The sequence below is a fragment of the Xanthomonas protegens genome (assembly GCF_038442435.1).
GTDB classification, from domain to species: domain Bacteria; phylum Pseudomonadota; class Gammaproteobacteria; order Xanthomonadales; family Xanthomonadaceae; genus Xanthomonas_A; species Xanthomonas_A sontii.
Map to the genome: position 1 here is coordinate 123239 of NZ_JAQJCQ010000002.1, position 21743 is coordinate 144981.

Here is a 21743-nt window from a genome sequence, read left to right on the forward strand (position 1 = left end):
TCAACCCGCGGCCATCGCCCGCTTGGCCGCCGCGACGATCTTGTCGGTACTCGGCAGGTACTTCATTTCCAGCCGGAACAGCGGGATGTGGGTGTCGTAGCCGGTCACGCGCTGCACCGGCGCGACCAGGTCGTACATCGACTGTTCGGCCAGGCGCGCGGCGATCTCGGCGCCGAAGCCGGCGCTGCGCGGGGCCTCCTGCACGATCACGCAGCGGCCGGTGCGCGCCACCGATTCGGCGATGGTGTCGAAGTCCAGCGGGCGCAGCGTGGCCACGTCGATCACTTCGGCGCTGATGCCATCGGCGGCGAGGCGGTCGGCGGCCTCCAGCGCTTCCTTGACCTGCGCGCCCCAGGCGACCAGGGTCACGTCGGTGCCGTCGCGCAGCACGAAGCACACGTCCAGCGGCAGTGCCTCGCCATCGTCGGCGACCACTTCCTTGTACTGCCGGTAGATGCGCTTGGGCTCCATGTAGATCACCGGATCCGGCTCGCGGATCGCCGCCAGCAGCAGGCCGTAGGCGCGCTGCGGCGAGGACGGCAGCACCACGCGCAGGCCCGGCACGTTGGTGAAGATGGATTCGTTGGCTTCGCTGTGGTGTTCCGGCGCGCGGATGCCGCCGCCCCACGGCACGCGCAGCACCATCGGGCAGTGCAGGCGGCCACGCGTACGGGTACGCAGGCGCGCGGCGTGGCAGATCAGGTGATCGACCATCGGGTAGACGAAGCCGTCGAACTGCGCTTCTGCCACCGGCTTCATGCCCTGCGCGGCGAGGCCGACGCTGAGCCCGGCGATGGTGGTCTCGTCCAGCGGGGTGTCGAGCACGCGCTGCGCGCCGAAGCGCTGCTGCAGGCCGGCGGTGGCGCGGAACACGCCGCCGTTGACGCCCACGTCCTCGCCCAGCACCAGCACCGACGGGTCGTGCTGCAGTTCCCAGGCCAGCGCCTGGGTCACCGCTTCGATCAGGGTAATGGGCGTGCTGGTCATCGGGCTGTCTCCGCGCGCGGTGGCGGCGCTGTGGGCGGTGCCGGCCGCAGACGCGGCCGTGTGATCGGCGAGGCGGGGGCTCAACTCATCCATGGCGCTGCTCCAGGGCGATGGCCTCGGCGCGCTGCGCGAGCAGGTCCGGCGGCGGGTCGGCGTACAGGTAGTCGAACATGGCTTCCACCGGCTGCACCGGGGTTTCCAGGTAGGCGTTGAGTTCGATGTCGGCCAGGCGCGCGCATTCCTGCTTCCACGCCGCCTCCTCTTCTTCGCTCCACAGGCCCTGCGCGCTCAGCCAGGTGCGCAGGCGCAGCAGCGGCTCGCGTTCCCAGGCCTGCTTGACCTCGGCGTCGTCGCGGTAGCGGCGCGCGTCGTCGGCGGTGGTGTGGTCGGACAGGCGGTAGGTCATGAACTCGATCACCGTGCCGCCCTGGCCGGCCAGCGCGCGCTCGCGCGCCTGGCGCATCGCTTCCAGCACCGCGATCAGGTCGTTGCCGTCCACCTGCAGGCAGTGCAGGCCGCCGGCCAGGCCCTTCTGCGCCAGGGTCTGCGCGCCGGTCTGCGCGTTGCGCGGCACCGAGATCGCCCAGCCGTTGTTGATCACGCACAGGATCAGCGGCAGCTGGTAGGCGCCGGCGGAGTTGAGCGCGGCGTAGAAGTCGGTCTTGGACGAGCCACCGTCGCCGCAGGTGGCCACCGCCACCTGCGCCTCGCCGCGCAGCTTGAACGCCAGCGCGGCGCCGGCGGCGTGCAGGCACTGGGTGGAGATCGGCACGCAGATCGGAAAGTCGCGGGCGGCGTCGGAATCGTGCTGGAAGTCGCTGCCGCGCTCGTCGCCGCCCCAGTACAGCAGGATCTCGCGCGGGCGCACGCCGCGCATGAACATGGCGCCGTACTCGCGGTAGCTGGGCGCCAGCACGTCGCCGCGGCGCATCGACGCGCCGATGCCGATGTGGGTGGCCTCGTGGCCCAGGCAGGAGGCGTAGGTGCCCAGCTTGCCGGTGCGCTGCAGGGCCACCGCCTTGCTGTCGAAGGTGCGCACGTAGAGCATCTGCTTGAACAGCGCCAGCAGCGTCTGTGGGTTGGCCGAATCGGCCGGAAGCGCGTCGCGGACCGGCTGGCCGCCCGCGTCGAGGTACTGCAGGAACTCAATTTCGAACTGGGCGGCGATGCTCATGGCGATGGCGCTCTCGACAACAAGTTTCAAATGATATGAGTCGGCATGTTAAGGAAGCCGTGCACAAAAGCCGTCGTGCACCGCAGCACGCGGCGATGCCGTATCGCACAAGAAAAGCGTGGTCGCGCCGCGTTGCCGATTGATGGCGTTGGGTATCGCCGATGTTGCACTGCGATGCATGCCGTTCATGTGCGCGTGGGTGTCCACCGGTGGCGGTGATCAATGCCCGCGGTGCAGCGCGCGTCGGCGAGGAAACCATCGGGCAAGTACGCAAGGCGCATACGTGCAATCGCGGCGCGAGGGCGCCTCCCATCGCCTTACGCCGCCATCAAGCCGAACGTCGTCGTCTCGTAGGAGCGGCTTCAGCCGCGAGGGCGTTACCGGGAACGCCCGTCGCGGCTGAAGCCGCTCCTACAACAACAAAAAAGGGCGTGGCCTCGCGGCCACGCCCTTTCGTCTGCACCGCTTGCCGCGGTCAGCGGCCGAACAGACGCAGCCCCTCCACGCGGGTGCTCAAGCGCGCGCTGTTGTCGCTGGGGTCGGCATCGGCCGAGGTCGAGCTGGCGCTAGCGCCGATCACGATCTGGCGGTCGGCCGGCAGCGGCCGTGTCGCCAGGCTCAGGCGGAACGCGGCGCTGGCGCCCGGCGCCAGGTCGGCGCCGCTGCGGCACTGGAAGCGCGCGCTGCGCAGGCCGTGGTTCTGCCGCACGCACTGCCAGCCACGCGGCGGCACCAGCGCGGTCAGGGCGGACAGGGTGCTGCCGTCGATCTCCAGGCTGGCGCCCTGCACCGGCGCATTGCCGTGGTTGCGCACGTCGATGCGGTAGTCGGCGAAGAAGGCGAAGAACGGCAGGGTGGCCGGGCCGTCGATCGACACCGCCAGGTCGCCGGCCGGACGCGCCTGCACCGCCACCGTGGCGCCGCCGCCGTTGTCGCCGGGGTTGGGGTCCTCGGTCTGCGAGGCCACCGACGCGGCCAGGCTCAGGCTGCGCCCGACCAGGGCGGTGCCGGCCGGCACCGCCAGTTCGAAGCGCGGCGTGGTGCCGGCGGCGAACTGCGCGGTGCTGCAGGTGACCACGGTCTGCGCAGCCACCTCCGGCGCGGCGCAGTCCCAGCCCGGGGCGGCGGTCACGCTCGGGGCCACCGCCGCGTCCAGGGCGAAGGCGACTGCCGCCGCGCGCGCCGCGTCCGGACCGGCGTTGGCCAGGGTGACGCTGTAGCGGATGGTGTCGCCGGCATAGACCGAGGCGTTGGCGGCGCTCACGCGCAGGCTCAGGTCGGCGCGCTCCAGCGGCTTGAGCTTGATCAGCACCACCGCCGGGTCGTGGTCGGACAGCCGCGCCGGCGAGTTGGCGTCGTTGCGGGCCACGGCCGGGAAGTCGGCGTTGAGCCGCGCATGCGCTTCGCTGAGACCGGCGATCTGCGCCGAGCGCATCAGCGCGCGGTTGGCCAGGATGTGGTCCAGCGACTGCACGTTGCCATCGTAGGCGTAGGAGTAGCTCTGGTCCGGCGTCGACAGCAGGGTGAGGTTGTACAGCGCCGGATCGACCAGGGTGGCGCCGTCGCCGCCGACCACGGTCTGCGCGTCGGGCGCCGGCAGGCCGGTGATGGTGCCCATCGCATCGACGTAGCCGTCGTTGAACTCGAAGGCGTTGAAGTCGCCCATCACCAGCAGCTGCTCGGTCGGATCGGCGGCCTGGCGCGCCTGCAGCAGGTTGGCCAGGAACACCGCCTGCGCCTGGCGCTTGGCGCGGATGCGCTGGCCGCTTGCGTCGTCGGTCTCGGCGCCGTTGAGCGAACGCTGGTGCACCTCGACCACGGTCAGCGGCAGCGCACGGCCGTCGGCGAAATGCACCACCGCCTTCAGCAGCAGCGGCGGACGGTCATTGAGCAGGCTCACGGTGCCGCTGGGCTCGGTCCAGGTGGCGGCCTTGCCTTCCTGGCTCACCGAGACCACCTCGACGCGGGCGATGCCGGCGCCGATCTGCGCGGTCTTGACCAGGAAGCCGACGTCGATGCCGCCCACGTCGTTGCCTTCCTGCAGGTAGGCCACGTACTGCGGATCGGGCTGGCCGGCGGCCACCGCGTCGCGGTTGACGCGGTCGGCCAGGGTCTGCAGCACGCTCAGGTTCTCGATCTCCACCGTGCCGAGGATGTCGGGGGTGTTGAGGTAGTTACGGATCGCCAGCGAGGCCTTGTTGAGCCGCGCCTGGTAGGCGGCCGCGCTCAGCACCGGTTCGCCGATCGCCGGATCGTTCTGGTCGTCGAAGAAGCGCTCCATGTTGTAGGTGGCGATGTTGACGTCGTCGGCCTGCGGCGCGGGGGCCGGCTTGGGTTGGTCGGCGCCGTCGCACTGCACGGTGGGCGCGGTTTCCGGGTAGATGGTGTAGCGGCGGAAGCTGTAGTCCAGCGGGCCGCTGACGCCGAGCACGGTGCAGCCGGCGGCCACGTCGATACGCTGGCCGCCGAGGCCGGCGCTGCCGACCGCGATCACCTGCGGGCTGGTGTTCCAGCGCGGCACGTCGGCCGGCGAACCGGCCGGCAGCGCGTCGGGCTGCTGCACGCCGGCGGTGCGCCAGGCGCGCGGCAGGCCGGTGACCACGGCATGGAACACGCCATTGCTGGTGGCGCTGGCGTTGGTCTCGTTGACGTTGCCCAGGGTCGGCGTGTTGACGGTCAGGCTGGGCACGGTGACGCGCATGCCTTCCAGGCGCTCGAGCTGGTCGTAGGCGCCGTTCGGGTCGGGGAAGCGGGTGGTCAGCTCGACCGCGGCCGGCAGCGGATTGCCGGTGGACTGCAGCAGCACCGTCGGCGAGGTCAGCTCGGTCAGCGGCGGCTGGCTGGGGTCGGTGCTGGGCACGTATTCGACCACCGTGGCCTGCACCCGCACCGAGTTGCCCACCGCGGCCTCGGCCGGCGGCGCGCTGCCGGTGTAGACGTAGATGCCCTCGGAGGTGAGCGGGTCGGCGTCGGCCTGGGCGTCGGGCGTCTGCAGGAAGAAACCGGCGCTGCGCCGCGCGGTGACGATGCCGCTGGTGGCGACCACCTGGCCGACCAGCGGCGAGCGCGCGCCGCTGCCCTGGATGCTGTGGATCGGCACCAGGTTGAAGTCGTCGTTGAGGATCACCCCGCTGGCGGTCAGCGTGGACGGCAGCGCACCGCTGACGCCGGTGATGTCGAGGTAGAAGGTCTCGTCGGGTTCGTTGCTGGTGTCGCCGTTGACCAGCACGCGCACCTCGGCGCTGCTTTCGCCGGCCGGGATGGTCACCTGGGTCGCAGCCAGCGCCTGGTAGTCGCTGCCGGCGGTGGCGGTGCCGTCGCGGGTGGCGACGGTGAAGCTCACGCCGCCGCTGCCGGCCGGCTGGCTCAGCGTCACCGTGAACACGAATGCGCTGCTGCCGCTGTCGCCTTCGGCGCGGCTGACGTTGGCCACGCTGGCCACTGGCAGGTTGCCGCCGCCGCACAGGCTGACCGGCGCGGCGCTGTTGCGCGGGGTCGGCGCGCCGGTGGCGAAGTCGGCGTTGTTGTTGTCGCTGTCGGTGCAGCCGCCGTTGCCGCGCAGCACCGCCAGGGTATTGCTGGGCGCGGCGGTCGGGGCGCTGCCTTCGGCGCAGCTGGCGCTGCTGCCGTAGCCGACGAAGTCGGCGTTGCCGGCCGGGCAGGTGCCGCTCAGCGCGGCGCTGCTCTTGCTCAGCGCGATCTTGCCGGCGCTGCCGCTCATGGCGATGGTGCCGGTGGCGTCGGGCGTGGGCAGCGCGGTGCTGCCGCCGCTGCCGTCGGCCTGCTTGACCAGGTAGTAGCCGCCCGGCGCGATGCTGCCGCTGAGCGTGGTGACCTGCCAGCTGCTGCCGGCGGCCGAGGCGTACTGCACCGACCAGCCGGCCAGGCTCACCGCCTCGCTGCCGTTGTTGTGCAATTCGACGAAATCGCTTTTGTAGGTGGCGCCGCTGTTGCCGCCACCGCCATAGACCTGGCTGATGACCACCTGGGCCTGGGCGTACCCGGCACAACCCAGCGCGCACGACAACACTGCAGCTCGAAGCAGCATGGTTCGCATGAACAAGATCTCCCCAATCCTTGAAGACGTGGACTAACGCACATGACTTGACGGCACCCCCCAGGCGCCGCCGATGATTGTGCCGGAGTTTGTCAGCCGGTGCTGACGAATGTGTGACATTCGTCGCTGCGGTACCCTTGCCGGCCCGGAACGCCCACGCCGCCCATGCCCGTCGAACAGAACCAGCGCCCGCTCGAAGCCGGCATCCACACCGACCTGGAAGGCCGCCTGACCTACGGCGGCTACCTGCGCCTGGACCGGCTGCTGTCGGCGCAGCAGCCGCTGTCGAACCCGCCGCACCACGACGAACTGCTGTTCATCGTTCAGCACCAGACCTCCGAGCTGTGGCTGAAGCTGCTGGCGCACGAACTGCGCGCGGCGATCGGGCACCTGCAGCGCGACGCGGTGTGGCAATGCCGCAAGGTGCTGGCGCGCAGCAAGCAGGTGCTGCGCCTGCTCACCGAGCAGTGGTCGGTGCTGGAGACCCTGACCCCGTCCGAGTACATGGGCTTCCGCGACGTGCTGGGCCCGTCCTCCGGGTTCCAGTCGCTGCAGTACCGCACCATCGAGTTCATGCTCGGCAACAAGAACGCGCAGATGCTACCGGTGTTCGACCACGACCCGCAGGGGCAGGCGGCGCTGCAGGCGGTGCTGGAGGCGCCCAGCCTGTACGAGGAGTTCCTGCGCTACCTGGCCCGCTTCGGCCATGCGGTGCCGGCGCCGTACCACGCCCGCGACTGGCGCCAGCCGCACGTCAGCGACCCGCTGCTGCGCCCGGTGTTCGAGCGCATCTACGAGAACACCGACCGCTACTGGCGCGAGTACGCGCTGTGCGAGGACCTGGTGGACCTGGAGACCCAGTTCCAGCTGTGGCGCTTCCGCCACATGCGCACGGTGATGCGGGTGATCGGCTTCAAGCGCGGCACCGGCGGTTCCAGCGGCGTCGGCTTCCTGCAGCAGGCGCTGGCGCTGACCTTCTTTCCGGAACTGTTCGAGGTGCGGACCTCGGTGGGGCTGGAGAGCCGGGACCCGGGACTCGGGACCCGGGACCCGGATGGGGCGTCGCAAGCGCCGTAGTGGAGCGCGCTGGCAGGCGCCGCTCGGCCTTGCTGCGCTGCGTCGTGGTCGGAGGCCTTGGTCTTTCCGTGTGGCATGCCGCGTGGACGCTGGCGGACCGCATGCGCACATCGCCTTCTCGCCCGGAATCCCTGGTCTTCGAGAGCCTGCCTTTCCGGGTCCCGGGCCCCGGGCCCCGAGTCCCGTCCCCACCACGCATTTGACGCCACGCCGTCGCTCGGTGATCCTCGCCCGTTGCCCGGCCTGGCCGGACGCACCGCCCCAGCCCATCCTGAATACGCAAGGGAACACCGCATGAGCGTTGACGTCGTCGCGTCGAACCACCCCGCCTCACCGCAGCCGCCGTCAGCGCAACCGCCCGAATTCAAGACCCTGCTGGGTCATCCGCGTCCCCTGTGGATGCTGTTCATGACCGAGTTCTGGGAGCGCTTCGCGTTCTACGGCATTCGCTGGGCGCTGGTGCTGTACATCGTGGCGCAGTTCCATGGCGGCCAGGGTTCGGGCCAAGCCTCGGCCAGCGCCACCTACGGCGCCTACCTGGCGCTGGTGTACGCGGCGGCGATCTTCGGCGGCTACATCGCCGACCGGGTGCTCGGCTACCAGCGTTCCATCCTGGTCGGTGCGGCGGTGATGTCCACCGGCCTGTTCCTGATCTCCGTGCCCAACCCGCAGATCTTCGAACTGGGCCTGGCCACCGTGGTGGTGGGCAACGGCCTGTTCAAACCCAACATCTCGACCATGGTCGGCAAGCTGTACAGCGCCGCCGATCCGCGCCGCGACAGCGGCTTCACCATCTTCTACATGGGCATCAACCTGGGCGCGATGATCGCGCCGTGGCTGACCCAGCAGCTGGCCGAGAAGGTGTTCGGCACCGAAGCGATGCCGTCCTACAAGATGGTGTTCATCGCCTCGGGCATCGGCATGCTGATCAGCCTGGTGTGGTTCTGGTTCGGCCGCCGCCAGCTCAAGGGCATCGGCGCGCCGTTGCCGGGCGGTGCCGGCGGCATGCGCGTGGTCTACGTGCTGCTGGGCATGCTGGTGGCGGTCCCGGCGGTGTACCTGGCGCTGGCCGCCGGCGCCGAAGTGCTGCAGTGGATCCTCAGCACCATGTTCGTGGCCCTGGCGATCATGTTGCTGGTGGAAGGCATCCGCAACGGCAAGGTCGCGCGCGACAAGGTCATCGCGATGCTGATCATCTTCGCCTTCAACGTGCTGTTCTGGATGTTCTTCGAGCAGGCCGGCAGTTCCTTCACCTTCCTCGCCGACGAGATCGTCAACCGCCAGTTCGGCGACTGGACCTTCCCGACCGCGTGGTTCCAGTCGGTCAACTCGCTGGCGATCATCACCCTGGCGCCGGTCATCGCCTGGATCTGGGTCAAGGCCGGCCGCTTCAATCCGTCGATCTCGCGCAAGTTCGCGCTCGGCCTGGTGTTCAACGGCCTGGCCTTCCTGCTGCTGATGTTCGCGCTGTCGAGCCTGGTCAACGACGCCGGCAAGATCCCGTTCTGGACCCTGTTCATGGTCTACGTCATCCAGTCGGTGGGCGAGCTGTGCCTGTCGCCGATCGGGCTGTCGATGGTGACCAAGCTGGCGCCGGTACGCCTGGTCGGTTTCGGCATGGGCGGCTGGTTCCTGTCCACCGGCATCGGCAACAACCTGTCCGGCATCTTCGCCAGCCATGTCAGCGGCGAAGGCGGCATGACCGTGTCTTCCGCGCTGGGCGGGTATACCTTCGGTTTCTGGGCGCTGCTGGGCGCCGGCGTGGTGCTGTTCCTGATCGCGCCGCTGATCAGCAAGCTGATGCACGGTGTGAAGTAACCTGAGGACGACGCAATGGCGATGAACAAGACGATCTGCGCTGCCCTGGCGGCGATGCTGGCGCTGAGCGCGTGCGGGCAGACCGCGGCGCCGCCCGACGCGCAGGCGCCGGCCAAGCCGCTGGACACCTCGGTGCAGAAGCCGCCGGTGGCCGATCCCAACCAGCCGGTGGCCTCGGGCAATACCCCGGCCGCCGCCGACGTGGCCGCGGCCAAGGCCCTGGGCGCGCAGTTCGATCCCCAGCGCAATCCGGCCGACGACCTGGACACCGCCATGGTCGAGGCCAAGCGCGGCGGCAAGCGCATCCTGCTCGACGTCGGCAACGAGGCGTGCGACTGGTGCCATACCCTGGACACCTTCATCGAGGGCGATGCGGAGCTGCGCAGCTTCCGCGATGCCAACTTCGTCTGGGTCAAGGTCAACGTCAGCGACGCCAACAAGAACGAGGCGTTCATGGCGCAGTACCCGAAGATCGTCGACTTCCCGCACCTGCTGGTGCTCGACGCCGACGGCAAGCTGCTGCACTCGCAGGTGCTCGCCGACCTGCAGAAGGGCAAGGACTACGACCGCAGGAAGTTCTCGGACTTCCTCAAGGAATGGGCGCCGCCGAAGGCCTGAGCGGCCACGAAGCGCGATTTCCGTGATTTCGTAGGAGCGGCTCTTGTCCCCTTTTGTGGGATCAGCCGCGACCGGGCGTTCCTGGGAAGCCGGTCGCGGCTGAAGCCGCTCCTACGACGTCAAAGGCCTGCAGTGCGCGGGCCCCGGCGCCTCAGCGCCCGGTCATGCTCGGCAGGCCCTCGGCCGCCAGGCGGTCGATCAGCCGGTTCAGCAGCCGCTGCTCGTCCTCGCTGAAGGGCGCCAGCAGGCGCCGTTCGCATTCCAGCACCATCGGCGCCACCACCTGGTACACCTCCACCCCGGCCGCGGTCAGGTGCAGCACCGAGCGGCGGCGGTCGTCGCCGTGGGTCTCGCGCTGGATGAAACCGCGCTCCAGCTGCCGCGCCACCGCCCGGCTCACCGCCACCTTGTCCATGGCGGTGCGCTCGGAGACCTCGCCGGCGGACAGGCCCGGATACAGCGCCAGCACCGCCATCACTCGCCACTCGGTCACTGCCATGCCGTAGCGCTCGCCGTAGACGCGGGCGATGTTGCTGCTGATGCGGTTGGACAGCACGCTGATCCGGTACGGCAGGAACCGTTCCAGATCCAGGGAGGGCGAGTCGGGCGTCGGGGCGGGCGTGGCGATCGTCATGCTGCATTGCACCTTGCTGGTGGTTTCACTTGTAACTACAACGGAGGATACTACGGCCATTCTCGCGAGTCTGGCGTCCGTCCGCACCCGAAATTTCGGCCCGGCCGCCGCACCCCGTCCTCCAGGAGACGCGTCATGAGTGCACAACCGCAACATCCGTCGCAGCCGGCCAACCTCGGCATGCAGGTCACCACCTTCGAGAACCCGATGGGCATCGACGGTTTCGAGTTCGTGGAATTCGCCGCGCCGGCCGGGCAGGGCGAGCAGTTGCACGCGTACTTCCGCAGCATGGGCTTCACCGCGGTACTGCGCCATCGCCAGCGCGCGATCACCGTGTACCGCCAGGGCGGGGTCAACTTCCTGGTCAACGAGGAACCGGATTCCTTCGCCGCCGATTTTGCGGCCGCGCACGGTCCCTGCGCCTGCGGCTTCGCGATCCGTTTCCGGCATCCGGCCGACGACGTGCTCGCCAAGGTGCTGGAGAACGGCGGCGAAGCCATCGCCGACAAGGCCGACACGCGCGCGGTGCCGGCACCGGTGGTCAAGGGCATCGGCGACTGCATGCTGTACCTGGTCGACCAGTACGGCGAGAAGGGCTCGGTCTACACCGAGTTCGAGCCGGTGCCCGGTGCCGAGCAGCATCCGGCCGGTTTCGGCCTGACCTTCATCGACCACCTGACCCACAACCTGTACTTCGGCAACATGCAGCGCTGGTCGGACTACTACGAGCGCCTGTTCAACTTCCGCGAGATCCGCTACTTCGACATCAAGGGCGCCAAGACCGGGCTGGTGTCCAAGGCGATGACCGCGCCGGACGGCGTGGTGCGCATCCCGCTCAACGAGTCGTCCGATCCGAAGAGCCAGATCAACGAGTACCTGGACGCTTACCGCGGCGAAGGCATCCAGCACATCGCCTGCTTCACCGACGACATCTACGAAACGGTCGAGCGCATGCGCGCGGCCGGCGTCGAGTTCCTGGATACGCCGGACACCTATTTCGAAGTGATCGACCAGCGTATCCCCAATCATGGCGAGGACGTGGCGCGGCTGGCGCGCAACAAGATCCTGATCGACGCCGACCTGGAAACCAAGCAGCGCAAGCTGCTGCAGATCTTCACCCAGAACTGCATCGGCCCGATCTTCTTCGAGATCATCCAGCGCAAGGGCAACGAGGGCTTCGGCGAAGGCAACTTCCAGGCGCTGTTCGAGAGCATCGAGCGCGACCAGATGAAGCGCGGCGTGCTCTGACGGCGGAACGCGGGCGGCGCGCGGAGGCTGGCAGACAGCGGATGCTCGACGCGAGTGGACGCGCATGGCCAGCAGATCTGACAGCGCATCGGGGAGACTTCCGACAGCAGCTGTAGCCCCTCTCCCACCGGGAGAGGGGTTGGGTGAGGGTACGGTGGGCTCATGGAACTCAGGCCGCCATTGCCCACAACCGCATTGAGAAACGCCCGCGGTTTGCGCCGTGACATGACCGATGCGGAAAGAGAACTCTGGCACCACCTGCGAAACGGAGGCCTGCTTGGCCTGAAATTCCGCAGGCAGCATCCAGTGCCGCCGTACGTGGTCGATTTTTATTGCGAGGCGTTGAAGCTTGTCGTCGAACTGGATGGCTCACAACATTCGGAAGCGGCCGACGCCGAGCGAACTCGTTACCTGCAGTCGCAAGGAATGTACGTACTGCGTTTCTGGAACAACGATGTGATGCTGCAAGCTGATGCGGTCCTGGAGACGATTCTGTACTTCGTCGGTGCCCGTACCCTCACCCCAACCCCTCTCCCGATGGGAGAGGGGCTCTCAGAAGAGCCATCGTCATGAACATCCAACCCAACGGCTACATGTCCGGCTTCGGCAACGAATTCGCCACCGAGGCGGTGCCCGGCGCGTTGCCAGTCGGGCAGAACTCGCCGCAGCGCGTGGCCCACGGCCTGTATGCCGAGCAGTTGTCGGGCACCGCGTTCACCGCGCCGCGCGGCGCCAACCGACGCAGCTGGCTGTATCGCATCCGTCCGGCGGTGATGCACGGCGGCTTCGCCGCCTACGACCGTGCTGGCGCGTTCCACAACGACTTCCAGCGCGGTCCGGTGCCGCCGGACCAGTTGCGCTGGAGCCCGTTGCCGCTGCCGGAGACGCCGGTGGATTTCGTCGACGGCCTGTACACCATGGCCGGCAACGGCTCGGCCGAGGCGCAGCATGGCGTGGCGGTGCACCTGTATGCGGCCGACGCGTCGATGCAGGGCCGCTTCTTCTACAACGCCGATGCGGAAATGCTGTTGGTCCCGCAGCTCGGCCGACTGCGCCTGTGCACCGAACTGGGCACGCTGGAGGTCGCACCGCAGGAGATCGCGGTGATCCCGCGCGGCGTGCGCTTCCGCGTGGAACTGCCGGACGGCCCCGCGCGCGGCTACGTGTGCGAGAACTTCGGCGGCCTGCTGCGGTTGCCGGACCTGGGGCCGATCGGCGCCAACGGCCTGGCCAACCCGCGCGACTTCCTGACCCCAGTCGCCGCCTACGAGGAAGACGAGGGCGCGTTCGAGCTGATCGCCAAGTTCCAGGGCCATCTGTGGCGCGCGCCGATCGGGCATTCGCCGCTGGATGTCGTCGCCTGGCACGGCAACTACGCGCCGTACAAGTACGATCTGCGCCGCTTCAATACCATCGGCTCGATCAGCTTCGATCATCCCGATCCCAGCATCTTCACCGTGCTGACCGCGCCCAGCGACACGCCCGGCACCGCCAACATGGATTTCGCGATCTTCCCGCCGCGCTGGCTGGTGGCGCAGCACACCTTCCGGCCGCCGTGGTTCCACCGCAACGTGGCCAGCGAGTTCATGGGCCTGGTGCACGGTGTCTACGATGCTAAGGCCGACGGCTTCGCCCCGGGCGGCGCGTCGCTGCACAACTGCATGAGTGGGCACGGCCCGGATGCGGCCACGTTCGACAAGGCCTCGCAGGCAGACCTGTCGCGCCCGGACGTCATCGCCGACACCATGGCCTTCATGTTCGAGACCCGTGCGGTGCTGCGCCCGACCGCACAGGCGCTGGACGCCGCGCATCGCCAGCGCGACTACCAGCAGTGCTGGCAGGGCCTGCGCCGGCACTTCCGCGCGCCCTGAGCGGGCGCCGACGCGGCCGCGCCACTCAGGCTGGTGCCGGGACTGCCGCCGCCACGCACGGCGGCGCTGCGCGTCAGGCGGCCTCCGCCGCGGCCGTCAGCGCGCCGTGCAGCGCTGCTGGCAGGATCTCCAACACGCGCTCGCGGATGCGCTGCGCGTAGCGCTCGGAGGTCATCTCCGGCATGGTGCGCAGCGCCAGCGCGATCGCGCGCAGGGTGTCCTGCTCCTCGCGCGCGGCGCGCAACTGCAGCTGCAGGGCAGGCGAGGCCGGATGCCGCTGCAGTTGCAGCAGGTCCAGCAGATACATGCGTGCATTGAGCAGGGCGCGCCGTGGGTCGGCCGGTGGTGGTGGCGCGCTCGCGGCCACCGGTGCGGCGGCGACGCTGCGCCCGTCGTCCAGGTAGCCCTGCTCCAGCAGCCCCTGCACGATCGCATCGGCGCCGCGGCCGCCCAACGTGGCCAGTTCCTCGACGCTGCGCTGGCCGTCGGCCAGGATCAGCACGCGTCGCTGGCGCATGTCCAGCGGCGCATCGTGCGATTGCAGTGCCGCAAGGGCGAGGGCGGTCTTGCGCGGGTGCATGGCGGCGGGGTCGGTAGGCGCGCAGCGTGGCGCAGCGCGGTGAAATGCCGATGACAGGGGCGATGCGTCGGCGTGTCGGTGCCTGCAGCCGTGTTGTCATCGGCGTGGTCGAACGCCTGGTTTGGGACGCTGTGCCAAGCCGCGGCTGAGCGCAGCGTGTCGCCGCCGCCGCGCCGTGCAGCGCAAGCGCATGCACGCTAGCCTATGCGCTGGTCCAGCGAGGAAGTGCGATGAAGCCGATTCAACCAGGCGTGGCGGTGTTGCTGCTTGCGCTCGCCGCCTGCGACCGGCAGCCGCCCACGCCGCCGGCCGCGCCTCCCGCACCGTCTGCGCCGGCGCAGGCGCAGACCCCGGCACCCGCCACGGCCGACGACGGCGCCTTGCCGCCGCCGGACATCGACCAGCCCGATAGCGACGTGCCGCCGGCACAGGCGCCGGCCTCGGCGCTGCCGCCGGAACTGGCCGCGGACGACCGGCAACTGGCACGCATCGACGGCTACGGCGACCTGCGCCTGGGCATGCCGGCGGCGCAGGCACGCGCCGCCTGGGGCGGCGAGCTCGACGGCCAGCCCAGCGCCGGCAGCAGCTGCTACGTGCTGCGTCCGCGCTGGGCCAAGGGCAACAACCGCTTCGGGCTGATGATCGAAGGCGACACCCTGGTGCGCTACGACGTGCGCACCCCCAAGGAGACCGCGCCCGGCGGCGGCAAGGTCGGCATGGACCTGGTGCAACTGCGCGCGCTGTACGCCGGTCGCGTGGAAGAGCAGCCGCACAAGTACGTGGAGGGCGCCAAGGTGGTGCGCGTGCGCGGCGAGTCCGGTCAGCCTGGCGTGCTGGTGTTCGAGACCGACGCAGCCGGCAAGGCCGTCGCCTGGCGCGTGGGCCTGCCGCCGCAGGTGGATTATGTGGAGGGTTGTGGCTGAAGGGCCGGGATTGGGGATTGGGGATTAGGGATTCGCAAGAGCAGCTTTACCGAGCGCCTGAAGGGCAAGGGCTTTACATCAGCCATCACGCTGCCTGCCTCCCGCTTTTACGAATCCCCAATCCCGACTCTCCAATCCCGGCGCAGCTCCCCAATCCCTAATGCCGAATCCCTGCCGCAGCAAGCTGGCGCCGCTCGCGCCGCCGCGCACGGCGGGCGTACCAGCGTTCGCGCAGGCAGGAGAAGATCACGTACAGCGCCGGGGTGCTGAGCAGGGTCAGGCTCTGCGAGATCAGCAGGCCGCCGATCATCGCGATGCCGAGCGGGCGGCGCAGTTCCGATCCTTCGCCCAGGCCCACCGCCAGCGGCACCGCCGCCAGGATCGCCACCATCGTGGTCATCATGATCGGGCGGAAGCGCACGATGCAGGCTTCGCGCGCGGCCTCCAGCGGGGTCTTGCCGTGCTCGCGCTCGGCGACCAGGGCGAAGTCGATCATCATGATCGCGTTCTTCTTGACGATGCCGATCAGCAGCACCAGCGCGATCATCGAGATCACCGACAGCTCGGTGCCGGTGACCCATAGCGCCAGCAGCGCGCCCATGCCGGCGGCCGGCAGGGTGGAGAGGATGGTCACCGGGTGCACCAGGCTCTCGTAGAGCATGCCCAGCACGATGTAGACCACCACGATCGCGGCCAGCACCAGCACCAGCATCGAGTTCGGCTGCAGCTGCACGCCGAAGCCGCCGCCGTCGGCGATGCGGATGTCGCCGGGCATGCGCAGCCCGGCCACGGTGGCGGCGATGATCGCGTCGCCCTCGCCGGTGCTGACGCCCGGCGCCAGGTTGTAGCTCAGGTCCATCGTCGTGTACTGGTTCATGTGCGTGATCTGCGACGGCGCCAGCCCCGGTACCTGGTGGGCGACCGCGGTCAGCGGGATCATCGTGCCGTTGCGCGTGGGCACGTAGATGCGGTCCAGTGCCGCCGGCGTGGCGGTCTGGTCCGGCAGCGCGTTGACCACCACGCTGTACTGGTTGAGGTCGGAGTAGATGGTGGAGATCTGGCGCTGGCCGAACGCGCCGTACAGCGCGCCGTCGATGGCGCCGATCGACACGCCCAGGCGCGCGGCCAGGGCGCGGTCGATGACGATGTTCTGGCGCAGGCCGGCGTTGTCCACGTCGGTGCCGACGTCGCGCAGCTTGGGGTTCTGCTTCAGCGCGGCCTGCAGCTTGGGCAGCCATTCCTGCAACTGCGCGTTGTCGTTGCCCTGCAGCGAGACGCGGTACTGCGCGCCCTGGCTGGTGCCGCCGCCGCCGTCGCTGGGCAGGTCCTGGATCGCGCGCAGGCGCAGCTGCAGGTCGGGGTAGCGGTCGGCCTTGGCGCTGAGCCGTGCCAGCACCTCGGCCGTGGTGTCGGTGCGGCCTTCGTCGCGGCGCTTGAGTTCGATGTTGAAGCTGGCACTGGAGCCCTGGCGGCTGCTGCCCAGGCGCGCACCGACGATCTTCACCGCCGGGTCGGACATCAGCATGTCGGTGATGCGGCGCTGGCGGTTGACCATGTCGGCGAAGGACACGGTGGCGCTGGAGGTGGCGCGGCCCCAGATCAAGCCGGTGTCCTGCGCCGGGAACGAGCCCTTCTTGACCGCGCCGGCCAGGAACACCGTGGCCGCGATCAGCAGCAGCGGGGTCAGCGCCAGCAGCAGCGCGTGGCGCAGCGCGAAGTCCAGGGCCACGGTGTACACGCGCAGCATGCGATCGTGCATGCGCTCCAGCCAGGCGCCGAAGCGGCCGGGTTGTTCCGGCTCGGCGTGCGCGGACAGGAAGCGGCTGCACAGCGCCGGGGTCAGCGTCAGCGAGACCACCGCCGAGACGCAGATCGCCGCGACCAGGGTGACGGTGAACTCGCGGAAGAACACCCCGATCATGCCGCTGGCGAACAGGATCGGGATGAACACCGCCACCAGCGAGGCGGTGATCGAGACGATGGTGAAGCCGATCTCGCGCGCGCCGGCCAGCGCCGCATCCAGCCGCGACATGCCCTCGTCGAGGTGGCGCATGATGTTCTCGATGACCACGATCGCATCGTCGACGACGAAGCCGATCGCGATCACCAGCGCCAGCAGGCTCAGGTTGTTGAGGGTGAAGCCCATGACGTACATCGCCAGCGCCGCGCCGGCCAGCGACAGCGGCACGGTGGCCGCGGCGATCAGCGTGGGCGCCAGCCGGCGCAGGAACAGCGCCATGGTCAGCACCACCATCGCCAGGCTGATCATCAGCGTGGCCTGCACCTCGTTGAGCGAGGCGCGGATGGTCGGCGTGCGGTCGAAGTACGCCGTCATCCTGGTGCCCGGCTGCAGGTAGGTGCGCAGCATCGGGATCTCGGCCTTGACCCGGTCCACCGTCTCCACGATGTTGGCGCCGGCACGGGTGAACACGTACATCACCACCGCCGGCTTGCCGCCGAACCAGGCCGCTTGGTAGGCGTCCTGCTGGCCGTCGTAGACGTTGGCGATGTCGCGCAGGCGTACCGCGCGGCCTTGCTGCTGGCTGATCACCACCTGGCCGAAGTCGGCGGCCTTGGCCACCGCGTCGTTGGCGACGATGGCGGTGGTGGTGGCGCCGTCGCTGAGGAAGCCGGTGGGCGAGGTGACGTTCGCCGCGCGCACCGCGTTGCGCAGGTCGTCCGGGGTCAGGCCCATGGCGTTGAGCGCGCGCAGGTTCACGTCCACCCGCACCGCCGGCGTGGAGGCGCCGCCGATGTCCACCGAGGCCACGCCGGTGATCTGGCGCAGGCGCTGCGCCAGCAGCGAATCGGCGACGTTGTACAGCTCGTCGGCCGACTGCGTGTCCGAGGTCAGGGCGATGGCGATGACCGGGTCGTCGTTGGGATTGGCCTTCTGGTAACGCGGCGTGGCCAGGCCGGAGGGCAGGTCGGCCTGCGAGGCGTTGATCGCGGTCTGCACGTCCTGCGCCGCCGAATCGATGTTGCGGCTGCTCTGGAACACCATAAACACCTGGCTGTTCCCTTCCGAACTGGAGGAGCGCATGGTGTCGATGCCGGGCACCTGGCCCAGGTGCCGCTCCAGCGGCGCGGTAACCGTGGCGGCCATGGTCGAGGCATCGGCGCCGGCCTGGCTGGCCTGCACGAAGATCACCGGAATCGAAATGTTCGGCAGCGCCGCCACGCCCAGGCGCAGGTAGCACATCATGCCGATCACGAACAGGCCGATGGCCAGCAGCGCGGTGCCGATGGGGCGGCGGATGAAGGGCGCGGAGATGTTCATGGGGCCGGGATTGGGGAGTCGGGATTGGGGATTCGGGAAGCGGCATTCCTGCGCGCTGCCGGCTCAGTGACGCCATGTGGGATGCCCTGGAACCTGACGCCGCAGGCGCGCCACGACTCCCGAATCCCGACTCCCGAATCCCGGCGCTTCACGCCCTTCCCCCCGCCGCCGTCGCGTGCCGCGCCGCACGCCGCTCGCGCCAGTCACGCACGCGCTCGGAGGCGCGTTCCATGTACAGGTAGATCACCGGCGTGGTGTACAGGGTGACCAGCTGCGACAGCAGCAGGCCGCCGACGATGGAGATGCCCAGCGGGCGGCGCAGTTCCGAGCCGATGCCGTCGCCCAGCGCCAACGGCAGTGCGCCCAACATCGCCGCGGCGGTGGTCATCATGATCGGGCGGAAACGCAGCAGGCAGGCGCGGCGGATCGCGTCGTGGGCGTTGGCGCCCTCGCGGCGCGCGTCGATCGCGAAGTCGATCATCATGATCGCGTTCTTCTTGACGATGCCGATGAGCAGCACGATGCCGACGATGCCGTCCACCGACAGGCTCAGCCCGCACAGCATCAGCGCCAACAGCGCGCCGACGCCGGCCGGCGGCAGCGTGGAGATGATCGTCAGCGGGTGGATGTAGCTCTCGTAGAGCACGCCCAGCACGATGTAGATCAGCACCACCGAGGCCAGCAGCAGCCACACCACGTCGGTCTGGCTGCCGGTGAACTCGGCGGCCTTGCCGATGAACTCGGCATGCAGCTGCGGCGGCAGCTGCAGCTGCGCGCGGGTTTCCTCGATCGCCGCCACCGCCTGCGACAGCGAATAGCCCTGCGCCAGGTTGAACGACACGGTGACCGCCGGCAGCTGCTGCTGGTGGCTGACCACCAGCGGCGTGGTCGACTGCTTGGCCTCGGCCACCGCCGCCAGCGGCACGGTGCCGCCGCTGCCAACGGTGATGCCGGTGTTCTGCGCGCCGATGCCGGTGGCGGTGGAGGAGTTGCTGGAGGTGGTCTGGCCGAAGCTGGTGGCATTGCTGGCGGTCAGCGCGCCGCTGCCGTTGCTGGCCACCGCCAACTGGTTGAGCAGCGCGGTGCTGGTGCGGAACTCCGGCGCCACTTCCAGCACCACGCGGTACTGGTTGAGCTGGGTGAAGATGGTGGAGATCTGGCGCTGGCCGAAGGCGTCGTACAGCGTGTCGTCGATGGTCTGCATCGGCACGCCGAGGGTGCTGGCCTTCTCGCGGTCCACGTGCAGTTCCAGCGCACGGCCCTGGTTGGCCAGGTTGTTGTCCACGTCGGCCAGTTCCGGGCGCTTGCGCAGCGCCTCGGTCAGGCGCGTGGCCTGGGTGGCCAGCTCGGTGCTGTCCACGTCCGAGAGCGAGTACTGGTACTCGGTGGCGGCCACGCGGGTATCCAGGGTCACGTCCTGCACCGGCTTCAGGTACAGGGCGACGCCGGGCAGCCCGGCCACCGCCTTCTGCAGCCGCGGCAGCAGGTCTTCCAGGCTGTCGCGGTCGCTGCGCGGCTTCAGCACGATGCTGAGCTGGCCCTGGTTGAGGGTGGGGTTCATCGAGCCGGCGCCGATGAAGGCGGCCACGCCGGTCACCGCCGGGTCGCGCCGCAGCGCCTCGGCTACCGCCTGGGTGCGCTGCTCCATCTGCGGGAACGCCACGTTCTGGTCGGCCTGGACCACGCCGGTGATCAGCCCGGTGTCCTGCTCGGGCAGCAGGCCCTTGGGGATCACCACGTACAGCAGCACGGTCAGCACCATCGTCGCCAGCGCCACCAGCAGGGTCAGCTTCTGGTGGCCCAGCACCCAGTCCAGGCTGCGCTCGTACACGCCGACGGTGCGCGACCACAGCGTGGTCTTGCCGGCCGCCGCGGTGCGCTCGTGCGCGTCCTCGCCCTCGGGCAGGGCGTCGGGCTTGAGCAGGTAGGCGCACATCATCGGCGTCAGCGTCAGCGACACCAGCATCGAGATCACCACCGCGATGCTCAGCACCCAGGCGAACTCGTGGAACAGGCGGCCGGTGACGCCGGGCATCAGGATCAGCGGCAGGAACACCGCCACCAGCGACACGGTCAGCGACAGCACGGTGAAGCCGATCTGGCGCGCGCCGATCTCCGCCGCCTCGCGGCCGCTCTTGCCCTGTTCGATGTAGCGCACGATGTTCTCGATCATCACGATCGCATCGTCGACCACGAAGCCGGTGGCCACCACCAGCGCCATCAGCGACAGGTTGTCCAGCGACATGCCGGCGAAGGCCATCACCGCGAAGGTGCCGGCCAGCGACAGCGGCACCGCCACCGACGGGATCACCGTGGCCCACAGCCGGCGCAGGAACACGAAGATCACCGCCACCACCAGGCCAATGGTCAGGATCAGGGTGAACTTGACCTCGTGCACCGAGGCGCGGATGGTCTCGGTGCGGTCGGAGAACACGTCCAGGTGCACGCCGGCCGGCAGCACGCCCTGCAGCTGCGGCAGGATCGCGCGGATCTGTTCCACCGTCTGCACGATGTTGGCGCCGGGCTGGCGGCGCACTTCCAGCAGCACCGCCGGCTTGCCGTCGGCCCAGGCGGCGAGCTGGTCGTTCTCCACCCCGTCCACCACCTTGGCCACGTCCGACAGCCGCACCGGCGCGCCGTTGCGGTAGCTGATCACGGTGTCGCGGTACTCGGCGGCGCTGGACAGCTGGTCGTTGGTGCCGATGCTGTAGGACTGGGTCTTGCCGTTGAGCGAACCCTTCGGCGCGTTGACGTTGGTCTGGGTCAGCGCACTGCGCAGCGCCTCCAGGGTCAGGCCCATGTTCGACAGTTGCGCCGGATTGACCTGGATGCGCACCGCCGGGCGCACGTTGCCGGCGATCGACACCAGGCCCACGCCCGGGACCTGCGACAGGCGCTGGGCCAGGATCGAGTCGGCGTAGTTGTTGACCTCGCGCAGCGGCAGCGTGTCGGAGCTGAGCTTGAGGGTGAGGATCGCCGCGTCGGCCGGGTTCACCCGGTTGTAGACCGGCTGGTAGGGCAGCGAGGAGGGCAGGGTGGACTGGCGGATCGCCGCCTGCACGTCCTGCGCGGCGATGTCGATGTCGCGATCCATCGCGAACTGCAGCACGATCGTGGACAGGCCGGCCGACGAGTCGGAGGTCATCATCTGCAGCCCGGAGATCTGCCCGAGCTGGCGCTCCAGCGGCGTGGTCACCAGCGAGGCCATGGTGCTGGCGTTGGCGCCGGGATACTGCGTGGTCACCACCAGGCTGGGCGCGTCGATTTCCGGCAGCGCCGACACCGGCAGCTGCCGGTAGCCGAGGATGCCGAGCAGCAGCACGCCTGCCATCAGCAAGGTGGTGGCGATCGGGCGGCGGATGAAGATCGTCGAAAAGCCCACGGGGAAGATCCTTGCTGGTGAGAGTCCGGCGCGGCCAGGCCGGCGCCGGGAAAGACGGCGGAATCAGCGGGGGCCGTGGCCCCGTGCCGCGATC

Annotated in this window: 14 protein-coding genes; 7 read left to right on the top strand and 7 right to left on the bottom strand. The window is 69.4% G+C overall.

Features of this window, described 5'->3' with window-relative positions; translation table 11 throughout:
* The 3 genes from PIQ37_RS04355 to PIQ37_RS04365 all read right to left on the bottom strand — a co-directional run bounded on the left by PIQ37_RS04355 (position 1) and on the right by PIQ37_RS04365 (position 6218).
* A complete protein-coding gene (locus PIQ37_RS04355; protein ID WP_342072510.1) occupies positions 1 to 1080 on the bottom strand; it encodes an alpha-ketoacid dehydrogenase subunit beta in 1080 nt (359 codons plus the stop codon).
* Positions 1073 to 2161 (bottom strand): pyruvate dehydrogenase (acetyl-transferring) E1 component subunit alpha, encoded by a 1089-nt coding sequence (gene pdhA / locus PIQ37_RS04360; RefSeq protein WP_342072511.1) that lies wholly within the window; start codon positions 2159 to 2161, stop codon positions 1073 to 1075. The genes PIQ37_RS04355 and pdhA overlap by 8 nt, the downstream gene beginning before the upstream one ends.
* A 475-nt stretch (positions 2162 to 2636) precedes the next feature.
* Positions 2637 to 6218: a lamin tail domain-containing protein gene (locus PIQ37_RS04365; RefSeq protein WP_342072512.1), complete on the bottom strand. Its 3582-nt coding sequence runs from the start codon at positions 6216 to 6218 to the stop codon at positions 2637 to 2639.
* Positions 6219 to 6383: 165 nt separating this feature from the next.
* Here PIQ37_RS04365 and PIQ37_RS04370 point away from each other — a divergent pair, with 165 nt between their 5' ends.
* From PIQ37_RS04370 to PIQ37_RS04380, 3 genes are all read left to right on the top strand, one after another.
* On the top strand, positions 6384 to 7295 hold the full coding sequence (locus tag PIQ37_RS04370) for a tryptophan 2,3-dioxygenase (protein WP_342072513.1): 912 nt from the start codon (positions 6384 to 6386) through the stop codon (positions 7293 to 7295).
* Between the two features lie 294 nt (positions 7296 to 7589).
* Positions 7590 to 9113: a peptide MFS transporter gene (locus PIQ37_RS04375; RefSeq protein ID WP_267084982.1), complete on the top strand. Its 1524-nt coding sequence runs from the start codon at positions 7590 to 7592 to the stop codon at positions 9111 to 9113.
* A gap of 15 nt (positions 9114 to 9128) precedes the next feature.
* Positions 9129 to 9731 (top strand): thioredoxin family protein, encoded by a 603-nt coding sequence (locus PIQ37_RS04380; protein WP_017911302.1) that lies wholly within the window; start codon positions 9129 to 9131, stop codon positions 9729 to 9731.
* Positions 9732 to 9882: 151 nt separating this feature from the next.
* Here the strand turns inward: PIQ37_RS04380 and PIQ37_RS04385 are convergent, their stop codons facing one another.
* Complete coding sequence (locus PIQ37_RS04385) at positions 9883 to 10365, bottom strand: MarR family winged helix-turn-helix transcriptional regulator (protein WP_010341302.1); 483 nt, start codon at positions 10363 to 10365, stop codon at positions 9883 to 9885.
* Between the two features lie 135 nt (positions 10366 to 10500).
* Between PIQ37_RS04385 and hppD the strand changes: the two genes are divergently transcribed.
* The 3 genes from hppD to hmgA all read left to right on the top strand — a co-directional run bounded on the left by hppD (position 10501) and on the right by hmgA (position 13484).
* A complete protein-coding gene (gene hppD / locus PIQ37_RS04390) occupies positions 10501 to 11613 on the top strand; it encodes a 4-hydroxyphenylpyruvate dioxygenase (protein WP_407136572.1) in 1113 nt (370 codons plus the stop codon).
* A 162-nt stretch (positions 11614 to 11775) separates the two neighbouring features.
* A complete protein-coding gene (locus PIQ37_RS04395; RefSeq protein ID WP_342072514.1) occupies positions 11776 to 12186 on the top strand; it encodes an endonuclease domain-containing protein in 411 nt (136 codons plus the stop codon).
* Positions 12183 to 13484: a homogentisate 1,2-dioxygenase gene (hmgA, locus tag PIQ37_RS04400; protein WP_342072515.1), complete on the top strand. Its 1302-nt coding sequence runs from the start codon at positions 12183 to 12185 to the stop codon at positions 13482 to 13484. Before PIQ37_RS04395 ends, hmgA begins: the two co-directional genes overlap by 4 nt.
* 73 nt (positions 13485 to 13557) lie before the next feature.
* Here hmgA and PIQ37_RS04405 read toward each other — a convergent pair whose 3' ends face one another.
* Entirely contained in the window at positions 13558 to 14064 is a 507-nt protein-coding gene (locus PIQ37_RS04405; RefSeq protein ID WP_342072516.1) for a hypothetical protein, read from the bottom strand.
* Positions 14065 to 14294: 230 nt separating this feature from the next.
* On the opposite strand from PIQ37_RS04405, the gene PIQ37_RS04410 reads away from it, so the two are divergent.
* Positions 14295 to 14987 (top strand): lectin, encoded by a 693-nt coding sequence (locus PIQ37_RS04410; protein WP_342072517.1) that lies wholly within the window; start codon positions 14295 to 14297, stop codon positions 14985 to 14987.
* A gap of 157 nt (positions 14988 to 15144) precedes the next feature.
* Here PIQ37_RS04410 and PIQ37_RS04415 read toward each other — a convergent pair whose 3' ends face one another.
* Positions 15145 to 18267 (bottom strand): efflux RND transporter permease subunit, encoded by a 3123-nt coding sequence (locus PIQ37_RS04415; protein ID WP_342072518.1) that lies wholly within the window; start codon positions 18265 to 18267, stop codon positions 15145 to 15147.
* 148 nt (positions 18268 to 18415) lie between these two features.
* Complete coding sequence (locus PIQ37_RS04420; protein ID WP_342072519.1) at positions 18416 to 21649, bottom strand: efflux RND transporter permease subunit; 3234 nt, start codon at positions 21647 to 21649, stop codon at positions 18416 to 18418.
* Positions 21650 to 21743 lie beyond the last annotated feature (94 nt).